The organism is Micromonospora sp. NPDC005172 (genome assembly GCF_040608555.1).
Classification (GTDB): domain Bacteria; phylum Actinomycetota; class Actinomycetes; order Mycobacteriales; family Micromonosporaceae; genus Micromonospora.
Window position 1 is genome coordinate 90,821 of record NZ_JBEXIL010000001.1, and the last position, 17,508, is coordinate 108,328.

Below are 17,508 nucleotides of genomic sequence, written 5' to 3' on the forward strand. Positions count from 1 at the left end.
GGGGTCAACTCCCTCGATACGTCGAATAGCCGTACGGGCTCAGCAGCAGGGGGACGTGTACGTGCCGCCAGACATCCGTGACCACGAACACCACCGAGACCTCCGGGAAGAACGCCCCGAGGCCGAGGTAGCCGGCGGTGTCGAAGCAGAGCCGGTAGGTCCCCCGTGCCCAGCGCCGCTTCGGCACCCAGTCGCGCAGCCGCCCGTCGGGGTCCGTACGCCCCGTGGCGACGTCGATCCACCGGTCGCCGGTCCAGCGGTACAGGTGCACCGCCACGCCCTGGGCCGGTTCGCCACGGGCGGTGTCGAGGACGTGCGTGGAGAGGCTCACTCGTCCATCAGCCTCGTCAGTCGCAGCGCCGTGATGCGTGTCAGCTCGGCCCGGACCACCTCCCGCTCCGCTGCGGCGCCGTTGGCGAGCCGGGCGGTGGCGGCGGCGACGATCTCCGCGGACGACCGTCCGTTCGCGAAGATCAGGAAGAGGTGCCCGAAGCGGGCCTCGTAGGCGCGGTTCACCTCGCGCAGGGCGATCCGGGTCTCCTCGTCGCCGTCCGCGACGCCGGCCTGCTCACGGCGGGACCAGGCCGCGTCGCGCCCGTCGCCGTCGGCCCGTTGCCCGATCCGGGGATGCGCCGCCAGCGCCTCGGCGATGTCGGGCCACGGCAGGGCGGCGAGCGTCGCGGAGCCCGCGTCGACGAGCGCGTGCGGCGTGGCGTAGGGACGGGAGGCGGCCACGGCCCGCGCCCACGACGGCGACGCGCAGCAGGCCGACAGCGCCCGCTCGGCGTCGGCCGCCGACAACGCGTTGAACCACGTCAGACGCTCGTGCACCGGATCTCCCTTCCACCCTGCGGTGGCGGTAGTCAAACAGCGACATCGACCCGGGTGCATTGGGCGAGCGAACCGAACTTGAAACATTGCCGCCCTACGGTCTCTGGAGCTTCCTCCAAGGCAAGGAGTTGTCGATGCGCCTCAACGACCTCCTGGGCCAGGCCAACCTCAAGCTGACGTTGCTCAGCGGCCACAGCCAGGGCGAGCGGGTGATCCAGCAGTTCTTCACCACCGACCTGCTCGACCCGAGCCGCTACCTGTCCGGCGGCGAGGTGGTGCTCACCGGTCTCATGTGGAGACGCGGTCCGACGGACTCCGAGGTGTTCGCGGCGGCCGTCGCGCGGGCGGGCGTCAGCGCGGTCGGTGCCGGCGCGGCGGCGTTCGGCACGGTTCCGGACGATGTCGTCGAGGCGTGCGCACGTCACGACATCCCCGTGTTCGAGGTGCCCGTCGAGGTGTCGTTCACCGTCATCAGCGATGCGATCGGCGCCGCCCTGCGGGTCGAGCGGGCCACCGGACTTGCCGCGACCGTGCACCGGCACCAGGGGCTGATCGCGGCCCTCACCGAGGACGCGCACCTCGCCGACCTGCTGCCCTCGGCCGCGGCCGAGATCCCCTGCTGGGTTCTGTCGCCCACCGGTCGGCTCGTCGCGGGCACCGCTCCGATCGACGACGACCTGTGTGCCCGTCTGGCGCGTACGTTCCTGACCGCCCCTCGGCTGCCCCACGTTGTCGGCGTCGGCCGGGACCGGCGCTTCTCGCTCTTCGGCGCGAGCGCACACCCCGGCCGCCGGGTAGGCGCGTGGTTCCTCGCCTGCGCGGGCGACGCGGCCACCTGGGAGCCCGAGCGCCGCCAGGCCGTCGAAGGGCTGATCACCCTGCTCACGCTCGAACGCGCCCACCTCGACCGGCACCTGCACGTCGAGCGTCGCCTCGCCGCGCTCCTGCTGCGACCGCTGGTCGGCAAAGCCGCGCCCGCCGAGATCGCGGCGCGTCTCGAAGCGTGTCGCCTGGACCCGGACGCCACCTTCGTCGCCCTCACCGCCGGGCCCGCCACGCCAGCGTCCGACGATCTGGCGCTCACGGTCGTCGAGGAGGTCGTCCGACCCCTGGCGCCCCTGTCCGCCATCGCCGCCGTCGGCGACGAGGTCCAGGCGGTCATCCCCGTCGACTCCCCCGCCGGCGTCGGCCCAGCCGACCTCGTGGAGGGAATCCGTCAGGCGACGCGGGCGCTGACACCGGGCCTGCGCGGGGCACGGTTCGCAATCGGGCTGAGCGCCGCGGCGTCCGGCGTCGACGCGCTGGACACGGCGGTCGAGGAGGCACGCCACGCCTACCGGTACGCCGTCACCGGGCAGGACCGGGTGGCGGTGGTGTCGAGTGTGGACCTGTCCTCGCACGCGCTGCTGCTGGCCGGCGTCCCCACCGAGGCCCGACGGGCGTTCCACCGCCGGCTGTTACGCCCCCTCGCCGAGTACGACCGGGCCCACGACGCCCGCCTCGTGCACACCCTCGACATGTTCCTGCGCTGCGACGGTTCGTGGACCCGCACGGCGAAGGAGCTGCACGTGCACGTCAACACGTTGCGCTACCGCATCCACCGCATCGAGCAGCTCACCGGTCGCAAGCTGCACCGCTTCGACGACCGCGTCGACCTGTACCTCGCGCTGCAACTGCAACGCCACTAGGCCGTGTGTCAAAAGCCCCTGGCCGGCCTGCGGAGGCCGAGAGGACCGGCCGTTTCGGCCGTTGGTGAAACGCCGCTCGCGGGCCCGTGGTCCGGCCGGATCGGAGCCGCCCGCTCCATTGAGCGTGATGCCTGTGGGTCATCAAGATGACTCACAGGCATCACCCTCATTGTGGTGTCCGCCGTCTGCCCCTCGGCTCGACCGAGGACCTTGACATACGGCCTAGAGGTCTACCGCCGACGACCGCATCCGCCCTCCACCACGGTGACCGAGGGTCACCGTCGGCCGCCGGCTGCGCCCACCGCCCGAGCGATGGTTGGCAACTACTCGTCCAGGTGCCCGCTGTGCGAACGCCCAACTCGCGGCGGCGACCACCCGGCAGCCTTCGTGCCCTGAGCCAATGGGCTGCGGCCTCCCGCACTGCTGAGATGGCTGGCAGGTGAGCCGACCGGCTTCGCGGGACGGGGTGTGCGCGGTGGATCTGGACTCGGTGCGGACGGTGGTGCCGGCGGCGGTGGCCGGTCGGTGGCAGGCGGGCGACGCCTGGCTCGCCGGTGGCACGTACCTGTTCTCCGAGCCGCAGCGGCACCTCCGCCGGCTCCGCGACCTGGCCGGCGAGGACTGGCCGCCGGTCACCGCGACACCGCGCGGCCTGGACATCGCCGCGACCTGCACGATCGCGGAGCTGGCGCGGTCCGCGGCGGCGCACCCGACGGCACTGCGGGACCTGATCCAGAAGTGCTGCGAGGCGTTCCTCGCCTCGTTCAAGATCTGGAACACGGCGACCGTCGGCGGAAACCTGTGCACGGCGCTACCGGCCGGCCCGATGATCTCGCTGGGGGCGGCCCTGGACGGCACCTGCCTGCTGCTGACCGCCGAGGGCGACCGGCGTGAGCTGGCGGTCGCGGACTTCGTGACGGGCGAGGGCACCACCGCCCTCGTACCCGGGGAGTTCCTGCGGTCGATGACCCTGCCCGCCGCCACCCTGCGCAGCCCGAGCGCGTTCCGGCGGGGGTCGCTGTTCGTCGGCGGCCGGTCCGCCGCGCTGCTGGTGGGCCGCACCGACCCGGCCGAAGGGTCGTTCGTGCTCACGGTGACCGCGTCGACGGTACGGCCGGTGCAGCTCCGGTTCGACGCCCTGCCCACGGCCGAGACCCTGCGGCAGGCCGTCACCGACGGCATACCCGCCGAGCGGTACGTCGACGACGTGCACGGTCTGCCGCGGTGGCGACGCCACCTCACCCTGCTGTTCGCCGAGCAGATCCGCGCCGAACTCGCCGGACGGAGCGCGCGGTGACCACCGGAGAGATCGAGGTCGACGGGACGGCGTGTCACCAGGCACCTCGGCCCGGCCAGTGCCTGCGCACCTACCTGCGCGAACACGGCCGTTTCGGGGTCAAGAAGGGCTGCGACGCGGGCGACTGCGGCGCCTGCACGGTGCACGTCGACGGCGAGCCCGTGCACAGCTGCGTCTACCCGGCGGTCCGGGCCCGGGGTCGTCGGGTCACCACCATCGGCGGTCTCGCCACGCCCGACGGCCTGCACCCCGTGCAGCAGCGCTTCCTGGACGCGCAGGGCTTCCAGTGTGGTTTCTGCACCGCCGGCTTCATCATGACGGCCGCCGCGCTCGACGAGCACCAACTCGACGCGCTCCCGCAGGCGTTGAAGGGCAACCTGTGCCGCTGCACCGGCTACCGGGCGATCGAGGACGCCGTTCGCGGCGACCGGCACGTCCACGAGCCGGCCTCGGGCGCGGCGGTCGGGGTCAACGTGCCGGCGCCGGCCGGTCGGGAGGTGGTCACCGGCACGGCCCGGTACACGTTCGACGTCGACGTGCCCGGTCTGCTGCACCTGAAGGTGCTGCGCTCTCCCCACCCGCACGCGCGAATCCTGGCCGTCGACGCCACGGCGGCGCTCGCCCTACCGGGCGTCCACGCGGTGCTCACCCACGCGGACGCCCCCGATCGCCTCTACTCGACCGCGCAGCACGAGCATCCGAGCGACGACCCGGCCGACACCCGGCTCCTGGACGACGTGGTGCGCCACGTGGGCCAACGGGTCGCCGCCGTCGTCGCGGACACCGAGGCCGCCGCCGAGGAGGGCTGTCGACGCGTCGTCGTGCGCTACGAGGTGCTACCGGCGGTCGTCGACCCGGAGGAGGCGATGGCACCGGGCGCGCCGCTCCTGCACGTCGACAAGGGTGCCGAGGCCGGCATCGCCCGAGCGGCCGACAACGTGGTCGGCGAGATCCACGCCGAGGTCGGCGACGTGGACGCCGGGCTCGCGGCCGCCGACCTCGTCCATCGGCAGACCTTTCGCACCCAGCGTGTGCAGCACGCCAGCCTGGAGACGCACGGGGCGCTGGCCTGGGTCGACGACGACGGGCGGGTGACCGTGCGCTCCAGCACCCAGACGCCGTTCCTCACCCGCCGCGCGCTGTGTCGGCTGTTCGACCTGCCGCCGGACCGGGTACGGGTGCTCACCGGCCGGGTCGGTGGCGGGTTCGGCGGCAAGCAGGAGATGCTCGTCGAGGACCTCGTCGTCCTCGCGGCGCTGCGGACGGGTCGCCCGGTGAAACTCGAGCACACCCGCGCGGAGCAGTTCACCGCCACCACCACCCGCCACCCCTTCACCGTCGAGGTGACGGCCGGTGCCCAGCGGGACGGCACCCTGACCGGCATCCGCCTGCGGGTCGTCTCCAACACCGGCGCGTACGGCAACCACGGGCCCGGTGTGCTGTTCCACGGCTGCCACGAATCCCTGTCCGTGTACCGGTGCCCGAACAAGAGGGTCGACGGGTACGCGGTCTACACCAACACGGTCCCCGCCGGCGCGTTCCGCGGCTACGGCCTGGGCCAGGTCAGCTTCGCCGTCGAGTCGGTCCTCGACGAGTTGGCCCGACGCCTCGACATCGACCCGGTCGCCCTGCGCGCCCGCAACGTCGTACGCCCCGGTGAACGGCTTGTCCCCCCGGCCGGCCACGACGACGACCTGACCGTCGGCAGCTACGGACTCGACCAGTGCCTGGACGTCGTCGCCGCCGCGGGAAGGGACGCGGGACCGCCCGCACCGCCCGGTTGGCTCACCGGGCACGGCATGGCCCTGTCGATGATCGCCACCGCGCCACCCGGCGGGCACCACGCGGACGCCCGGGTGACGCTGCTGCCCGACGGGCTTTTCGAGGTCGCCGTCGGCACCGCCGAGTTCGGCAACGGCAGCACCACAGTGCACCAGCAGCTCGCCGCCCAGACGCTGGCCACCACGCCCGACCGGATCGCGATCCGCCAGTCCGACACGGACCTGGTCGGGCACGACACCGGGGCGTTCGGCTCCACCGGCACGATCGTCGCGGGAACCGCCGTTCTGCGCGCCTGCCAGGAACTGCGCGACCGCCTGCTCGCGTTCGCGTCCGCGCACACCGGCGTACCGGTCGCGCAGTGCCGGCTCGACGCCGACGCGCTCGACTGCGCCGGCCACCGGCTACCCCTGCCGGACCTGTGGGAACTCGCCCACTCGGCCGGCGCGCGGACCGCAGCCGACGGGCACTGCGGGGGCACGCCACGCTCGGTGGCCTTCAACACGCACTGGTTCCGGGTCGCGGTCGACCCGGACACGGGCGCGATCCGCATCCTGCGCAGCGTCCACGCCGCCGACGCCGGCACCGTCGTCAACCCGATGCAGTGCCGGGGCCAGGTCGAGGGCGGGGTCGCCCAGGCCATCGGGGCCGCCCTCTACGAGGAGGTACGCGTCGACGCCGGCGGTACGGTGACCACTGCCGCCTTCCGCCAGTACCACCTGCCGACCCTCGCCGACATCCCCCGCACGGAAGTCCACTTCGCGCGGACCCTCGACGCCGTCGGGCCGCTGGGCGCGAAGTCGATGAGCGAGAGCCCGTTCAACCCGGTCGCCGCGGCGCTGGCGAACGCTCTGCGCGACGCGACCGGCGTCCGCTTCACCGATCTGCCGCTGACCGCCGACCGGGTCTGGCTCGCTCTGCACGAGCGACGCTCAGCGCCGGAAATTACTTGATCGTCGCGTGAACGGGTACGTTACTCGCCATTCACAAACATGACTGACCATGAGCGCGAAGATCAAGCAATCTCCTTCGGGGCGCCCGGACGGCGCTTCCACCGATGGTTTGATGAGGAGTATCAGTTGCGTTCCCTTCCCATACGCGCGGCACTGGCCACGGCCGCGGCGACACTCGTCGTGCTGGGCACCGCGCCGGCCCCGGCGCAGGCCGCGCCGACCGAGGTGCAGATCCTCGGTTTCAACGACTTCCACGGCCGCCTGGAGGCGCCCACGGCGGGAGTCGGCGGCGCCGCCCAGATGGCCGGCATGATCAAGCAGTTGCGGGCGGAGAACGACAACACGCTGGTCATGTCGGCTGGTGACAGCATCGGCGCGTCCCCGTTCATCTCGCTCGTGCAGAAGGACGAGCCCACGATCGACTTCCTGAAGATGATCGGTGTCGACGCGTCGAGCATCGGCAACCACGAACTCGACCGCGGGTTCGACGACCTCAACGACCGGGTCATCCCCCGCGCCGGCTTCCCGTACCTGGCCGCGAACGTGTACCGGGGCACCGAGGCCGCTCCCGGCCGCCTGGCGGAGTCGACCGTGCTGACGGTCGGCGGCGTCCGCATCGGCGTCGTCGGCGCGGTCACCCTGGAGACGCCGTCGCTGGTGTCACCGGCCGGCATTCCGGGCCTGACCTTCAAGGACCCGACCGCCGAGGCGAACCGCGTCGCGGCGAAGCTGAAGGCCGACGACGACGTGGACGCGGTCGTGCTCCTCGTGCACGAGGGCTCGGAGGCCAGCGGCACGGACGCCGCAGCCTGCGCAGCCGTGGCCGACCCGACCACTCCGTTCGGCAAGATCGTGACCGGTGCCAGCGCCGACATCAACGTGATCATCTCGGGTCACACCCACGTCCCGTACAACTGCGCGTACGACGTCCCGAACCTGGGGCACAAGCGGCTCGTCCTGCAGACCGGCCGGTACGGGGACGCGCTGGACCAGGTCAGGCTCACCATCGCCGACGGCAAGGTGACCGCCGCCGAGGGCGCGGTCCTTCCGATCAAGGGCTACCCGGCGGACCCGGCGGTCGCGCAGTTCGTCGCCGACACCAAGGCCGAGGCCGACGTGCAGGGCAAGGTGAAGATCGGCGAGATCACCGCCGACATCAAGCGCGCCGTCACCGCCGAGGGCGTCGAGGACCGTGGCAACGAGTCGACCCTCGGCAACTTCATCGCGGACGTCCAGTTGGAGGGCACCCGCGCCGCCAACCGGGGCGGAGCGCAGATCGCCTTCATGAACCCGGGCGGCCTGCGCGCCGACTTCGTCAAGCGTCCCGACGGCACGGTCACCTTCGCCGACGCCGCCACCGTCCAGCCCTTCGCCAACGACGTGATCACGAAGACGTACACCGGTGCGGAGATCAAGGAGACACTGGAGCAGCAGTGGCAACCGGCGGGCGCGTCGCGGCCCTTCCTCCACCTGGGTGTCTCGAAGGGCTTCAGCTACGTCTACGACCCGAACGGTCCCGCCGGCAATCGGGTCGTCGCCGACCGCATCTTCCTCAACGGCACGGTCATCGACCCGAAGGGCACCTACCGGGTGACGGTCAACTCGTTCCTGGCCTCGGGCGGTGACAACTTCAAGGCCCTCGCCGGTGGTGTCGACCCGCTCGCGACCGGCGACAACGACCTCACCGTGCTTGTCGACTACTTCCGGGCGAAGTCCCCGGTCACGGCCGACACGGTGGAGCGCGCGTACACCGTCGACCAGCCGGGCGCCCCGGTCGGCGGCGGTCCCAGCGGTGAGCCCAGCGCCAGCCCCACCGCCGGTCCCAGCGGCGGCACGGGCAACGGTGGCGGGGCCGGCGGTCCCGGCCTGCCGATCACCGGCGTCAAGGCCCTCACGATCGCCGGCGCCGGCATCCTCCTGTTGCTGGCCGGCGTCGTCGCGCTCGTCGCGGCCCGCCGGCGGCGCGTCCGCCTGACCGTCGAGTGACGCGAGGCTGAGACGAACGGTCGTCTCCGGAAGGCCCGCGCGGCTCCCGGAGACGACCGTCGGGGCGTCACACCGCCCGGGTCAGCCGCAGCAGCCGCCAGACGGTACGCAGGGACACGCTCGGATGGAAGCCCACGTACTCGGGCGTCACCCTCGGCTGCCACTTCTCCTTGAACTCGGCCTGACTGCGGGCCGGGTAGATCCAGTCACCGTGCTCGGCGATGAACCGGACCAACCGGTCGGTGCCCCGGTGGCTGCCACACGTCGGCTGGTGTGCGGCCGACAGCTCCCGGAACGGCGTGAGGCCCAGGTGCAGCCACCGCACCCCCTCGGCCTGGAAGCGCTGCAACGCGACCACGAACGCCAGGTCGACCGCGCCGGGAGGCGCGTCCGGCTCGCGGCGCGTGATGTCGTACAGCCATCCGCCCTCCCGGCCGAACGCCGGGGAGTACGACACGTACGCCACCGGCTCACCGTCGGACAGCGCGAGGAACAGCCGGCGCACGGGGTCGTCCTGGCGGGCACGTTCACCGACCAGGAACTCGATCTGCTTGACGTGCCGGCCCTTGTCGGCGAGCCAGCGGGCGTCCATCGCGTCCAGGCGGGCGGTGAGCGCCGCGTCGTACGGCACGTCCCGGCCGGCCTCCACGACGGTGATCCCGGCCCGCCGGGAACGGGCCAACTTGTTGCGGACCTTCTCGAACTTACGACCGCGCAGCGTGAAGCTGTCCAGGTCGATCGAGTACGCGGCACCGAGTTGACTGAGGTGGTAACCGAACTCGGCGTACAGGTCGAGGTCGTCCGGGGTGAGCTGGATCGCGCACAGCCGGCGACCCTCCTGCGCGGCCCAGCCGTGGAAGGCGCCGAGCAGCCGCTTGCGGTCGTCCGGGTCGGCATGCACGCTGCCCTGCTGCACGGCGTGCCGCCGGCCGGCCGGCCGGTACGCGATGAACCCGTCGAGGCCGGGCACGGTGAAGTGCCGCGTGTCCCTGTTCAGGGCCAGCGCGGCGCTGGAGTGCTGCCCGTGCCGGCGCAGGACGTCCAGGGCGGTCAACGGTTCCACAGCAGCGACCTCCACCGGTCAGGGAGCGGACGGAGCGTGGCGGGTCGCCGCGCGTCGGCGCGCCCACGCGAGCTGGACAAGGTCGACGGCCTCGCGGCCGACGGTCGAGGCGGGTTCGCCGCCGGTGATCCGGTGGGTGACGGCACCCACCAGCCGGGGCAGGGTGAGCAGGCGGTCCGCGTCGAGCCGGTCGCCCATCACGTCGTCGAGACGGCCCACGGCCCGTGGGTCGCGCTGAAGGCCGGCGAGGAACGCGTGCTCCATCGCGGTGACCCTGCCGCCCCGACCGATGTCCTGGCCGTACCAGTAGTTCGGCAGTTCGGCCCGGTCCCGGTCGCGGGCCCACCGGGCCAGCCCCGACGACAGCGCCGCCGGTCGCTCCCAGTGCGCCGTGAGCACCGCCGCGAGTCCACGCGCGTTGCGCAGCGCGTCGTTGATGCCGTGACCCAGGGTGGCGTCCTTGGCGTGCCCGGCGTCGCCCACCAGAGCCCAGCCCGGCCCGAACGGCTGCCGGAAGAAGCACGGGTAGCGCACCACCCGGTTGAGGTTCCCCACCGGCTCGGCGGAGGCCGCGAGGTGGGCCACTTCTGGGCTGACCGATCCCACGTGGCGCAGGAACCCGGCCACGTCACGACCCGCCAGCTCGCCCTGTAGGCGTTCCGGCGGTTGTGCGATGACCACGAAGTCCTCGGGGCCGGTCGGCAGGATCGAGACGATGTGCACCCCGATGCGGTGCCACAGCAGCGCCGGCGGAATCCGGACGCCGGTGAAGTACCGCCAGAGCAGGGCTCGTTCGCTGCGCGCGGTGAGGTACTGCCGGGCGCCCACCCAGCGGGCCACCGACGAGTTGCGGCCGTCCGCGCCGATCACCAGCCGTGCCGACACGTCCCGGACCGACCCGTCGGCGCGCTGGACTGTCACGCCGTTCACCGTGCCGTCGGAGCCGCGTCGCAGACCGACGACGGCGGTGCCGGTGGAGGTCTTGGCGCCGGCGGCGACCGCCCGGTCCAGCAGGACCTGGTCGAGGACGTCCCGCGGCGGACACAACCCGGGGTCGTCGGGGTGGCGGAAGTGCAGCCGCACGTCGTCCAACCGGACCCGGACGTCGTGCAGCGGCGGCACACCGAGCCCGACGACGGTGTCGTACACGCCCTCGACGCGCAGGTCCTCGGTGCCGTGCAGGATGTGCGTGGACAGGGTCGGCGCGGGCAGGTCACCGCGGTCGAACACCGCCACCGACAAGCCGGCTGCCGCGAGCCGGGCCGCCAGCGCCGAGCCCGCCACCCGCGCCCCGACGATCACGACGTCGACCTGCTGCTCCTCTGCACGGTTCCCGGCCACGACCGAGCCGCCCGTGACCGCCGCCGGCGGCCCCGCGACCGGGGCGGGCAGCTCGACGTCCAGGGCCGGCGGCACCTCGGCCGTACCTACCGGCGACGCTGTCGCAGCGGCCGACGGCCGGGTGGGCCCGGCGGCCTGCGTCGGCCCGGCCGACGTCGTGGGAGTTGGCCGGGCGGGGGCGATCTTGTCGGCCGCGTCCAGTCCGCGGAGGTAGCCGGCCAGCAGCAGGTTGCCGACCCGACCCGTCGGCATGAGGCCCGCGCTGCTGCGCAGCCAGGGCAGCTCGGGCAGCGGCGCGGTCGGGTCGACCGCCTCCGGCTTCGAGCCGTCGGCCAGCCGGGGGGCGAGCAGCTCGGCCGTGAGCGCGGAGAGAGCCAGGCCGTGTCCGCACCACGCGCCGGCGAACCACACGCCCGGCTGGCCCGGCACCGGACCGACGATGGGCAGCCGGTCAAACGTGGATGCCGTGACGCCGGACCAGAAGTCGCTCACCGGCACGTCCGCCAGCGCCGGGAAGGTCGCGGCGAGTTCGCGTACCAGCCGGTCCCGTACCGCGGCGATGCCACGCTCGTCCACGCGCGGCTCCAGCAGGGCGGGACCACCGCCGAACAGCAGCCGGCCGCGTGCGGTCATCCGCAGGTAGTTGAAGAACGAGCGGCTGTCGATGGCGGCGCCGCGTCCGTCCCAGCCGGTCTGCGCGAGCAGGTGGGCGGGCACGGGTTCGGTGCGCAGGACATGGGTACGGATCACCGCGACGTTGCGGCTGAACAGTCCCAGCCCGGTGGTGAAACCGTCGGTGGTCAGGGCGACCCGTCTGGCGCGTACCCGATGTCCGCCGGCCGTCACCGTGACCGGGTCTCCGCCGGTGATCGCGGTGACCGGCGTGTTCTCGGCGATGCGCACCCCGGCCGTGCGCAGCGCCGCCCGGAGTGCCTGGACCAGCAGCCACGGGTTGATCAGCGCCATGTCGGGATAGCACAACGCGCCGTGGTAGCGGACGCTGCCCAGCCGTTCGATGGTGGCGTCGCGGTCCAGGTAGGAGGCGTCGAAGCCGAGGTCGACCAGGGTCTGCGCCTGGCGACGAAGCGACCCGGCGTGTGCGGGCGCCGACGCCGCCACGAGTTGGAAACCCTCGGTCAGCTCGCAGCCGTCCGGCAGTGCCCGGGCCAGCCGCCGCAGCGCGGCGATCCCGTCGACCGTGGCGGCGAACATGTTCCGGGCCTGGTCCCGCCCGTACCGTTTGACCAGCTTGGTGACCGGGCCGCCGACCCCGGGGCCGACGATGCCCGTGCTGTGCCCGCTCGCGCCCGCGCCGACCTCGGTGGCCTCCAGCACCAGGATGTCGCTCGCGGGCAGGTGGTTCGTCAGGTGGTAGGCCAGCGCGAGCCCGGCCAGGCCGCCACCGACGATCACGACGGACGCCTCGTCGTCGTCGGCGAGGGCGGGCTGACGTGCGACCCGTGGGTCGTCACGCTGCCAACCGCTCGGCGCGGAGCCCGGCCGGCTCATCAGATCACCGAGGTCGGTCTCGACGTGGCCGGCGCGCCAGCCGGTACGTCGGCGACACGCGACGGCGACGGACGCCCGGTCACCTCGCGCAGCAGCGCGTCGAAGGCGGGCAGGCGCCTGGGCTCGAACGGCACACCGAAGGGCTTGAGCTGGTTGCCGAAGAGCGAACGGTCACCGAAGAGGTGGATCGGTACGGCCAGCAGCGCCCACTCGGGCCCGATCAGCCAGGCCCACAGCGCCACCACCAGGCCGGCGCTGAGCAGGCTGTGCATGCTGTTGTAGAGAACGTAGTACGCCTTCGGAATCCGCCCGTCGGGGCTGCGGTGGTAGGCGATCGCGCCGGGGATGTAACCGATCAGGTCGATGTAGAGGAACAGGCCGATCGCCGGCAGCCACCGGATCTCGCCCCAGTGCGCGATGAAGAGGCCACTCGCCAGCGCGAGCCCCGCGAAGTACTCCGCGCGGTGCAGCCGGGCGATCGTCGGCGTGTCGAACGTGTTCTGCTGGTCCATCGTCAGTCCCTCCCGATGGTGCCCGCCGCCGCGGTCGCCAGGACGCCGTCCGGGATGACGACCGCCGGGAACAATCCACGGAGAACGTGGTGGATCGTCTCGGTGAGCACCCGCTCGGCGACCGGGTCGATGATGCTGGCGAGGCTGGGCACGCCGAAGTCGAAATTCGCCACGAACGTCATCGCCACCCCGTCCGGGTCCTGGCGCAGCGTCCAGGCGCCGGAGAACTCGTCGAAGTCACCGTCGATCTGGTCGAACTCGATCGAGAGACGGTCGCGGTCCAGTTCGTCGGCCTCGGTCCAGGCGAGGATGCCGTTGCGGAACAGGACCTCCCACGAGCTGACGATCCGTCGCTCGCCTGCCGGCGTCTGCACCGTCACGGCCTGGACCACGTCGACCAGCTGCGGATAACGTTCGAAGTCGACCAGTTGGTCGAACACCGTGGAGCCGTCCCCACCAGGTAGGAACGCCTGAATCTCGACCCTTCGCATGTCAGTGGACCCCCAGCCGGTCTGCTGTCGGATAGCGGTGGCCGAGCGTGCGCAGCGCGCCGTCGAACGCGTCGACCAGGAGGGCGACCTCGTCGCCGGAGAGCACCGCGGGTGGAGTGAGGCGCAGCACCGCGCTGGCGTTCAGCGAGTGGTTCACGATCACCCGGGCGTTGAGGAGTTCGAGGATCGCCTCGCCCGCCAGCCCCGGACCGGCGAACTCCACGCCGATCAGCAGCCCGACGCCGCGTACCTCGCGCACGAGGTGCGGGTACCCGGCGGTCACCGCTCGCAGGCGGGCCAACAACTCGGCGCCGAGTGTCGCCGAGCGGTCGACCAGCCCCTCCTCGGTGACGGCCGCGATCGCCGCGCGGGTGGCGGCCATCGCGATCGGCGCGCCGGAGAAGGTCGACGTGTGCAGGAACGGGTCCTTGTCGAAGGCCTGGAAAGCCTCGGCGGTGGCGACCACGGCGGAGACCGGCACGATGCCTCCGGACAGGCTCTTGCCGGCCAGCAGCACGTCCGGTGTCACGCCCTCGCGGAGGGCGCCCCACCAGTGACCGAGACGGCCGACGCCGGTCAGGATCTCGTCGAGCACCAGGAACGCGCCGTGCTCCCGGCACAGTCGGGACACCTCGCGCAGGTAGCCGGGCGGTGGGATCACCACCCCGCCCTCACCCTGCACCGGCTCCATGATCACGCAGGCGGGCGGTCCGTCGGCCAGCACGACGCCCAGCGCCTCGGCGTCCCCGTACGGAACGTGGGTGACGTCCGGCAACAGCGGGCGGAAGGGTCGCTGGTAGAGATCCTGCCCGGTGACGGACAGGGCGCCCATGGTCTTGCCGTGGTAGCCGCCCACCGTCGAGACGAGCCTGCGCCGGCCCTGGACGCGCGCCATCTTGATGGCCGCCTCCACCGCCTCCGCGCCGGAGCCCGCGAAGTGCACCCGGGTGAGGCCGGGAGGCGCCACCGCGACGAGCGCCGCCGCGGCGTCGGCCACCGACGGCTCCAGCATCATCCGGGTCGCTATCGGATGGCTCTGGATCTGCGCGATGACGGCGGCGACCACGGCCGGATGCCGGGCGCCGTGAAGGAACACGCCGTACCCACCCACGTTGAGGAAACGGTCGCCGTCCGACGTGTACACCCACGCGCCCTCGGAACCGACCTCGACGTGTCCGCCGAACATGTCGCCGAGCTTGGCGCGGCCCCGGGACAGGAACCGTCGGTAGTTGTTCCGGACCTGGTCCCGGACCTGGTGATCGGTCTCTACGCTGCTGGTCACCACTCCCCCTAGCTCACCACGAGCGGCTGGCCGCCGAACCAGGCCGTCAGTTCCGCGGCGGCGCTCACGCGCGACGGCGGGTGGAAGGCGACCGCGTGCGACGCGGCCGAAAGGTAGGCCACCTCGGGCGACGAGATGAACGCCATCCCACCGAGCAGATCCACCGCGCCCCGTACGGCGGAGGCGATCGCGTTGGCTGCGGCGAACCGCACCACGAGCGCCCGGCCGAGGGCGTCGTTGCCGCCGTCACCGTCGTCGAGGCTCCGTGCCGCGCCGTCCAACATGATCGCCGCGCCCTGCACGGCGGTCGCGACGTCCGCCCGTTCGGTGATTGGCCCTCGGCCGCTCGTGATCGCGCGCTCCACCAGCGCCGACGCCACTCCCAGGTAGCACGCGGTCACCAGGAGCTGGAACCAGACGAACCCGACGGTCTGCAAGTCGTCGAGCTGGCCGTCGAGCGCGACCTCCGGGTAGACGAACAGGTCTGGGTGCACCTCGACGTCGTCGAGCAGCACGGCGTCGGACTCGGCGCCGGTGAGCACCGACGACGCCCAGAACGGCTCGATCGTGATGCCCGGCGACTCCGCCGGGATGAGCGCCACACCCAGGCGGGTACCGCCGTCCTCGGTGGGCACGGCGACGCTCGCGGTCAGCAGGTCCATCGAGGCGGAGAGGCTGCACGGCCGCTTCGCGCCGGTGACCCGCCAGTTCTTGCCGTCCCGCCGGGCCGTCATGGTGGGCGTCAGGATGCCGCGACCGGCGTGCCCCTCGGCGAAGCCGGACGCGACCAGCCGGCGGTCGGTGGCGACCGCCTCCAGCAGCATCCACTCGAATCCCACGTTCGCCCTGGCCAGAGCCACCAGGCCGGCGACCGAGAACTGGTGCATCGTGGTGGCGACCGCCAGTGACGGCGCCTGGGCGGCCAGGGCGCGGGTGACCCGCACGGCCTGGAGCGCGGAGGCACCGAGCCCGTGGTACGTCTTGGGCACCACCAGACCCGCGCCCCCGGCCTCCCGGAAGAGGGCGACACCCGGGCCGCCCCGACGTTCCAGCTCCATCAGCGGAAACTCGCCCAACCTCTTGAGCAGGCCTGGAAGCAACGCCTCGCAGGTATCCCGCTCGGTATCGAGGAAACTCATGCGGCCAGACCCTCCTGCTCGGCACGTAGCGGGGAGGCGAGCGCCGCCCGCCGTGGTTGGACGTCGCGGCCGATGCTGATCCCTTGTAGGTGCGACGTACGCAGCATCGGATAGTTGCTCTCGCCCAGCGGGCCGCCGGTCAGGCCGGCGCCGCCGTGGGTGGACAGGTACGGGACGAAGCCGATGTGCGAATCATTGATCTTGAGCAGGCCGCCGTTGTGCACCCGCGCGACGAACTGCTCGATGGTGGAGTCGTCGCCGGTCCAGACGGAGTTACGCAGGGCGTACTCGTTGGCGTTGAGGAAGTCGATGACATCGTCGAGCAGGCCGTCGCCGTGGTCCGGGTCGGGCACCACCACCGGCAGCAGCGGGAAGAAGGTCTCCCGGGCCACCGCCCACACCGCCCGGGCCTCGGCCAGGCCGTTGACCCGCAGGACTGTCGGCTCGACGAACACCCCGGTGGACGAGATCGAGCCGTCCAGCTCCATCCGGTTGCCGCCGGCGAGCACCTCGGCGCCGTTCTCGGTGGCCTGCTCGACGTACCGATTGAACTGGTCACTCTTGAGCACCGGCGACAGCAGGACGTCCGGGTCCTCGGGGTGACCGGGCCGGATCTTGCGGGCGTGGCTGATCAGGCGGGCCAGCAGGCGGTCCGCGATGGCCGGGTGGGCCACCACGTAGTTGGGCACCATGCAGATCTGCCCGGACCCGAAGAAACTCTCGGTGAGCGCCTCGGCGGCACGGTCGAGATCCGCGTCGTGCCACACCACGCAGCCGTCGTTGCCGGCCAGCTCCAGAATCGGCTTCTTGCCCCGGCGTACCGCGTCCTCGCCGAGCGGGATGCCGAGCTCACTGCTGCCGAAGTAGAAGATGTCGTCGACGAGCGGGCTGGCCAGGAACTGGTCGAGGATCCGCTTGGGCGGGCCGCAGACGACGTTCAGGGTGCCGGGTGGGGCACCGACCTCGTCGAGGATCGGCGCCACGATCTCGCGCAACACGTACATCACGCCGTAGGGGCTCCCGCGCGGCGCCTTGACGACGAGCGCGTTGCCGGCCGCGAGCGCGGGCACGCCGAGCAGCGAGTTGACCGCCGCCGCGTTCTGCGGTGGGCTCAGCGCGACGACGCCGTCCGGCTTGCGGACCACCAGCAGGCGCCGGTTCGCGTCCTCGTACTCCCGGTGCATCTGCTCGGCGCACAGCCCGATCGTCTCGGGGCTGGTGCCGTGCAGGCAGCCGGCCAGCTCCCACTCGGCGAGCGCGCGGGGGTGGCCCTCGTGGACGAGGACTTCCACCACCTCGTCGTGCCGCCGGCGCAGCTCCTGGTGCAGCCGGTGCACCACCTGGAGCCGTACCTGAAGCGGCATCGCGCCCCAGACGGGCGCCGCCGCCGCGGCGGCCTGGATGGCCCGCTCGACCACGGCGTCGTCGGCCACCGCACAGCGGGCCAGGACGCTCGGGTGGTCGTCGCCGTCGTGGCGCCGGCCGCGGTCCAGGTCACGCTTGAGAGAAAGCTGGGGCAGCATGTCGTCGAGCACCGCCGAGGCGCGCAGGCAATGTACCCACTTGTCCGCTGCAACGTCCTGACCTGCAATGAAGGACCCGTACGATCGCAACGTCTCAGCCCCCTCCCGTGAGCG

At 72.4% G+C, this 17,508-nt stretch carries 13 protein-coding genes; 4 read left to right on the top strand and 9 right to left on the bottom strand.

All coding sequences use genetic code 11. The annotated features are described in order from the left end of the window. Window positions 1-4: 4 nt before the first annotated feature. Complete coding sequence (uraH, locus tag ABZV06_RS00330) at window positions 5-331, bottom strand: hydroxyisourate hydrolase (RefSeq protein ID WP_355243810.1); 327 nt, start codon at window positions 329-331, stop codon at window positions 5-7. Further along, window positions 328-831: a 2-oxo-4-hydroxy-4-carboxy-5-ureidoimidazoline decarboxylase gene (gene uraD / locus ABZV06_RS00335; RefSeq protein ID WP_355243813.1), complete on the bottom strand. Its 504-nt coding sequence runs from the start codon at window positions 829-831 to the stop codon at window positions 328-330. Before uraD ends, uraH begins: the two co-directional genes overlap by 4 nt. A 134-nt stretch (window positions 832-965) precedes the next feature. On the opposite strand from uraD, the gene ABZV06_RS00340 reads away from it, so the two are divergent. The 4 genes from ABZV06_RS00340 to ABZV06_RS00355 all read left to right on the top strand — a co-directional run bounded on the left by ABZV06_RS00340 (window position 966) and on the right by ABZV06_RS00355 (window position 8,534). Then, a complete protein-coding gene (locus ABZV06_RS00340; RefSeq protein WP_355617355.1) occupies window positions 966-2,519 on the top strand; it encodes a helix-turn-helix domain-containing protein in 1,554 nt (517 codons plus the stop codon). Window positions 2,520-2,958: 439 nt separating this feature from the next. Continuing rightward, window positions 2,959-3,816, top strand: coding sequence for an FAD binding domain-containing protein (locus tag ABZV06_RS00345; protein WP_355236334.1), 858 nt, complete (start codon window positions 2,959-2,961; stop codon window positions 3,814-3,816). Next, window positions 3,813-6,548 carry a molybdopterin cofactor-binding domain-containing protein gene (locus tag ABZV06_RS00350; protein WP_355617357.1) on the top strand — a complete coding sequence of 912 codons (2,736 nt, stop codon included), beginning with the start codon at window positions 3,813-3,815 and terminating at the stop codon, window positions 6,546-6,548. The genes ABZV06_RS00345 and ABZV06_RS00350 overlap by 4 nt, the downstream gene beginning before the upstream one ends. Before the next feature lie 126 nt (window positions 6,549-6,674). Then, window positions 6,675-8,534 carry a bifunctional UDP-sugar hydrolase/5'-nucleotidase gene (locus ABZV06_RS00355; protein ID WP_355617360.1) on the top strand — a complete coding sequence of 620 codons (1,860 nt, stop codon included), beginning with the start codon at window positions 6,675-6,677 and terminating at the stop codon, window positions 8,532-8,534. A 67-nt stretch (window positions 8,535-8,601) separates the two neighbouring features. Here the strand turns inward: ABZV06_RS00355 and ABZV06_RS00360 are convergent, their stop codons facing one another. From ABZV06_RS00360 to ABZV06_RS00390, 7 genes are read right to left on the bottom strand one after another with little or no spacing between them, the layout of a single operon-like run. After that, entirely contained in the window at window positions 8,602-9,597 is a 996-nt protein-coding gene (locus ABZV06_RS00360; protein ID WP_355617363.1) for a DUF2156 domain-containing protein, read from the bottom strand. 18 nt (window positions 9,598-9,615) lie between these two features. Then, a complete protein-coding gene (locus ABZV06_RS00365) occupies window positions 9,616-12,447 on the bottom strand; it encodes an FAD-dependent oxidoreductase (protein WP_355617366.1) in 2,832 nt (943 codons plus the stop codon). After that, entirely contained in the window at window positions 12,447-12,959 is a 513-nt protein-coding gene (locus ABZV06_RS00370; RefSeq protein ID WP_355617369.1) for a hypothetical protein, read from the bottom strand. The genes ABZV06_RS00365 and ABZV06_RS00370 overlap by 1 nt, the downstream gene beginning before the upstream one ends. 2 nt (window positions 12,960-12,961) lie before the next feature. Then, on the bottom strand, window positions 12,962-13,450 hold the full coding sequence (locus ABZV06_RS00375) for an SRPBCC family protein (RefSeq protein WP_355617372.1): 489 nt from the start codon (window positions 13,448-13,450) through the stop codon (window positions 12,962-12,964). A gap of 1 nt (window position 13,451) precedes the next feature. After that, window positions 13,452-14,732 carry an aminotransferase class III-fold pyridoxal phosphate-dependent enzyme gene (locus ABZV06_RS00380; protein WP_355617375.1) on the bottom strand — a complete coding sequence of 427 codons (1,281 nt, stop codon included), beginning with the start codon at window positions 14,730-14,732 and terminating at the stop codon, window positions 13,452-13,454. Between the two features lie 8 nt (window positions 14,733-14,740). Then, on the bottom strand, window positions 14,741-15,871 hold the full coding sequence (locus ABZV06_RS00385) for an acyl-CoA dehydrogenase family protein (RefSeq protein WP_355236312.1): 1,131 nt from the start codon (window positions 15,869-15,871) through the stop codon (window positions 14,741-14,743). Next, a complete protein-coding gene (locus ABZV06_RS00390; RefSeq protein WP_355236309.1) occupies window positions 15,868-17,406 on the bottom strand; it encodes an aldehyde dehydrogenase family protein in 1,539 nt (512 codons plus the stop codon). Before ABZV06_RS00390 ends, ABZV06_RS00385 begins: the two co-directional genes overlap by 4 nt. Window positions 17,407-17,508: the final 102 nt, after the last annotated feature.

Excerpts from the sequence above, each read along its gene's own strand:
- ABZV06_RS00340 (WP_355617355.1), top strand. The coding sequence starts at position 966 with ATGCGCCTCAACGACCTCCTGGGCCAGGCCAACCTCAAGCTGACGTTG.
- ABZV06_RS00370 (WP_355617369.1), bottom strand. The coding sequence starts at position 12,959 with ATGGACCAGCAGAACACGTTCGACACGCCGACGATCGCCCGGCTGCAC.
- ABZV06_RS00385 (WP_355236312.1), bottom strand. The coding sequence starts at position 15,871 with ATGAGTTTCCTCGATACCGAGCGGGATACCTGCGAGGCGTTGCTTCCA.
- ABZV06_RS00365 (WP_355617366.1), bottom strand. The coding sequence starts at position 12,447 with ATGAGCCGGCCGGGCTCCGCGCCGAGCGGTTGGCAGCGTGACGACCCA.
- ABZV06_RS00375 (WP_355617372.1), bottom strand. The coding sequence starts at position 13,450 with ATGCGAAGGGTCGAGATTCAGGCGTTCCTACCTGGTGGGGACGGCTCC.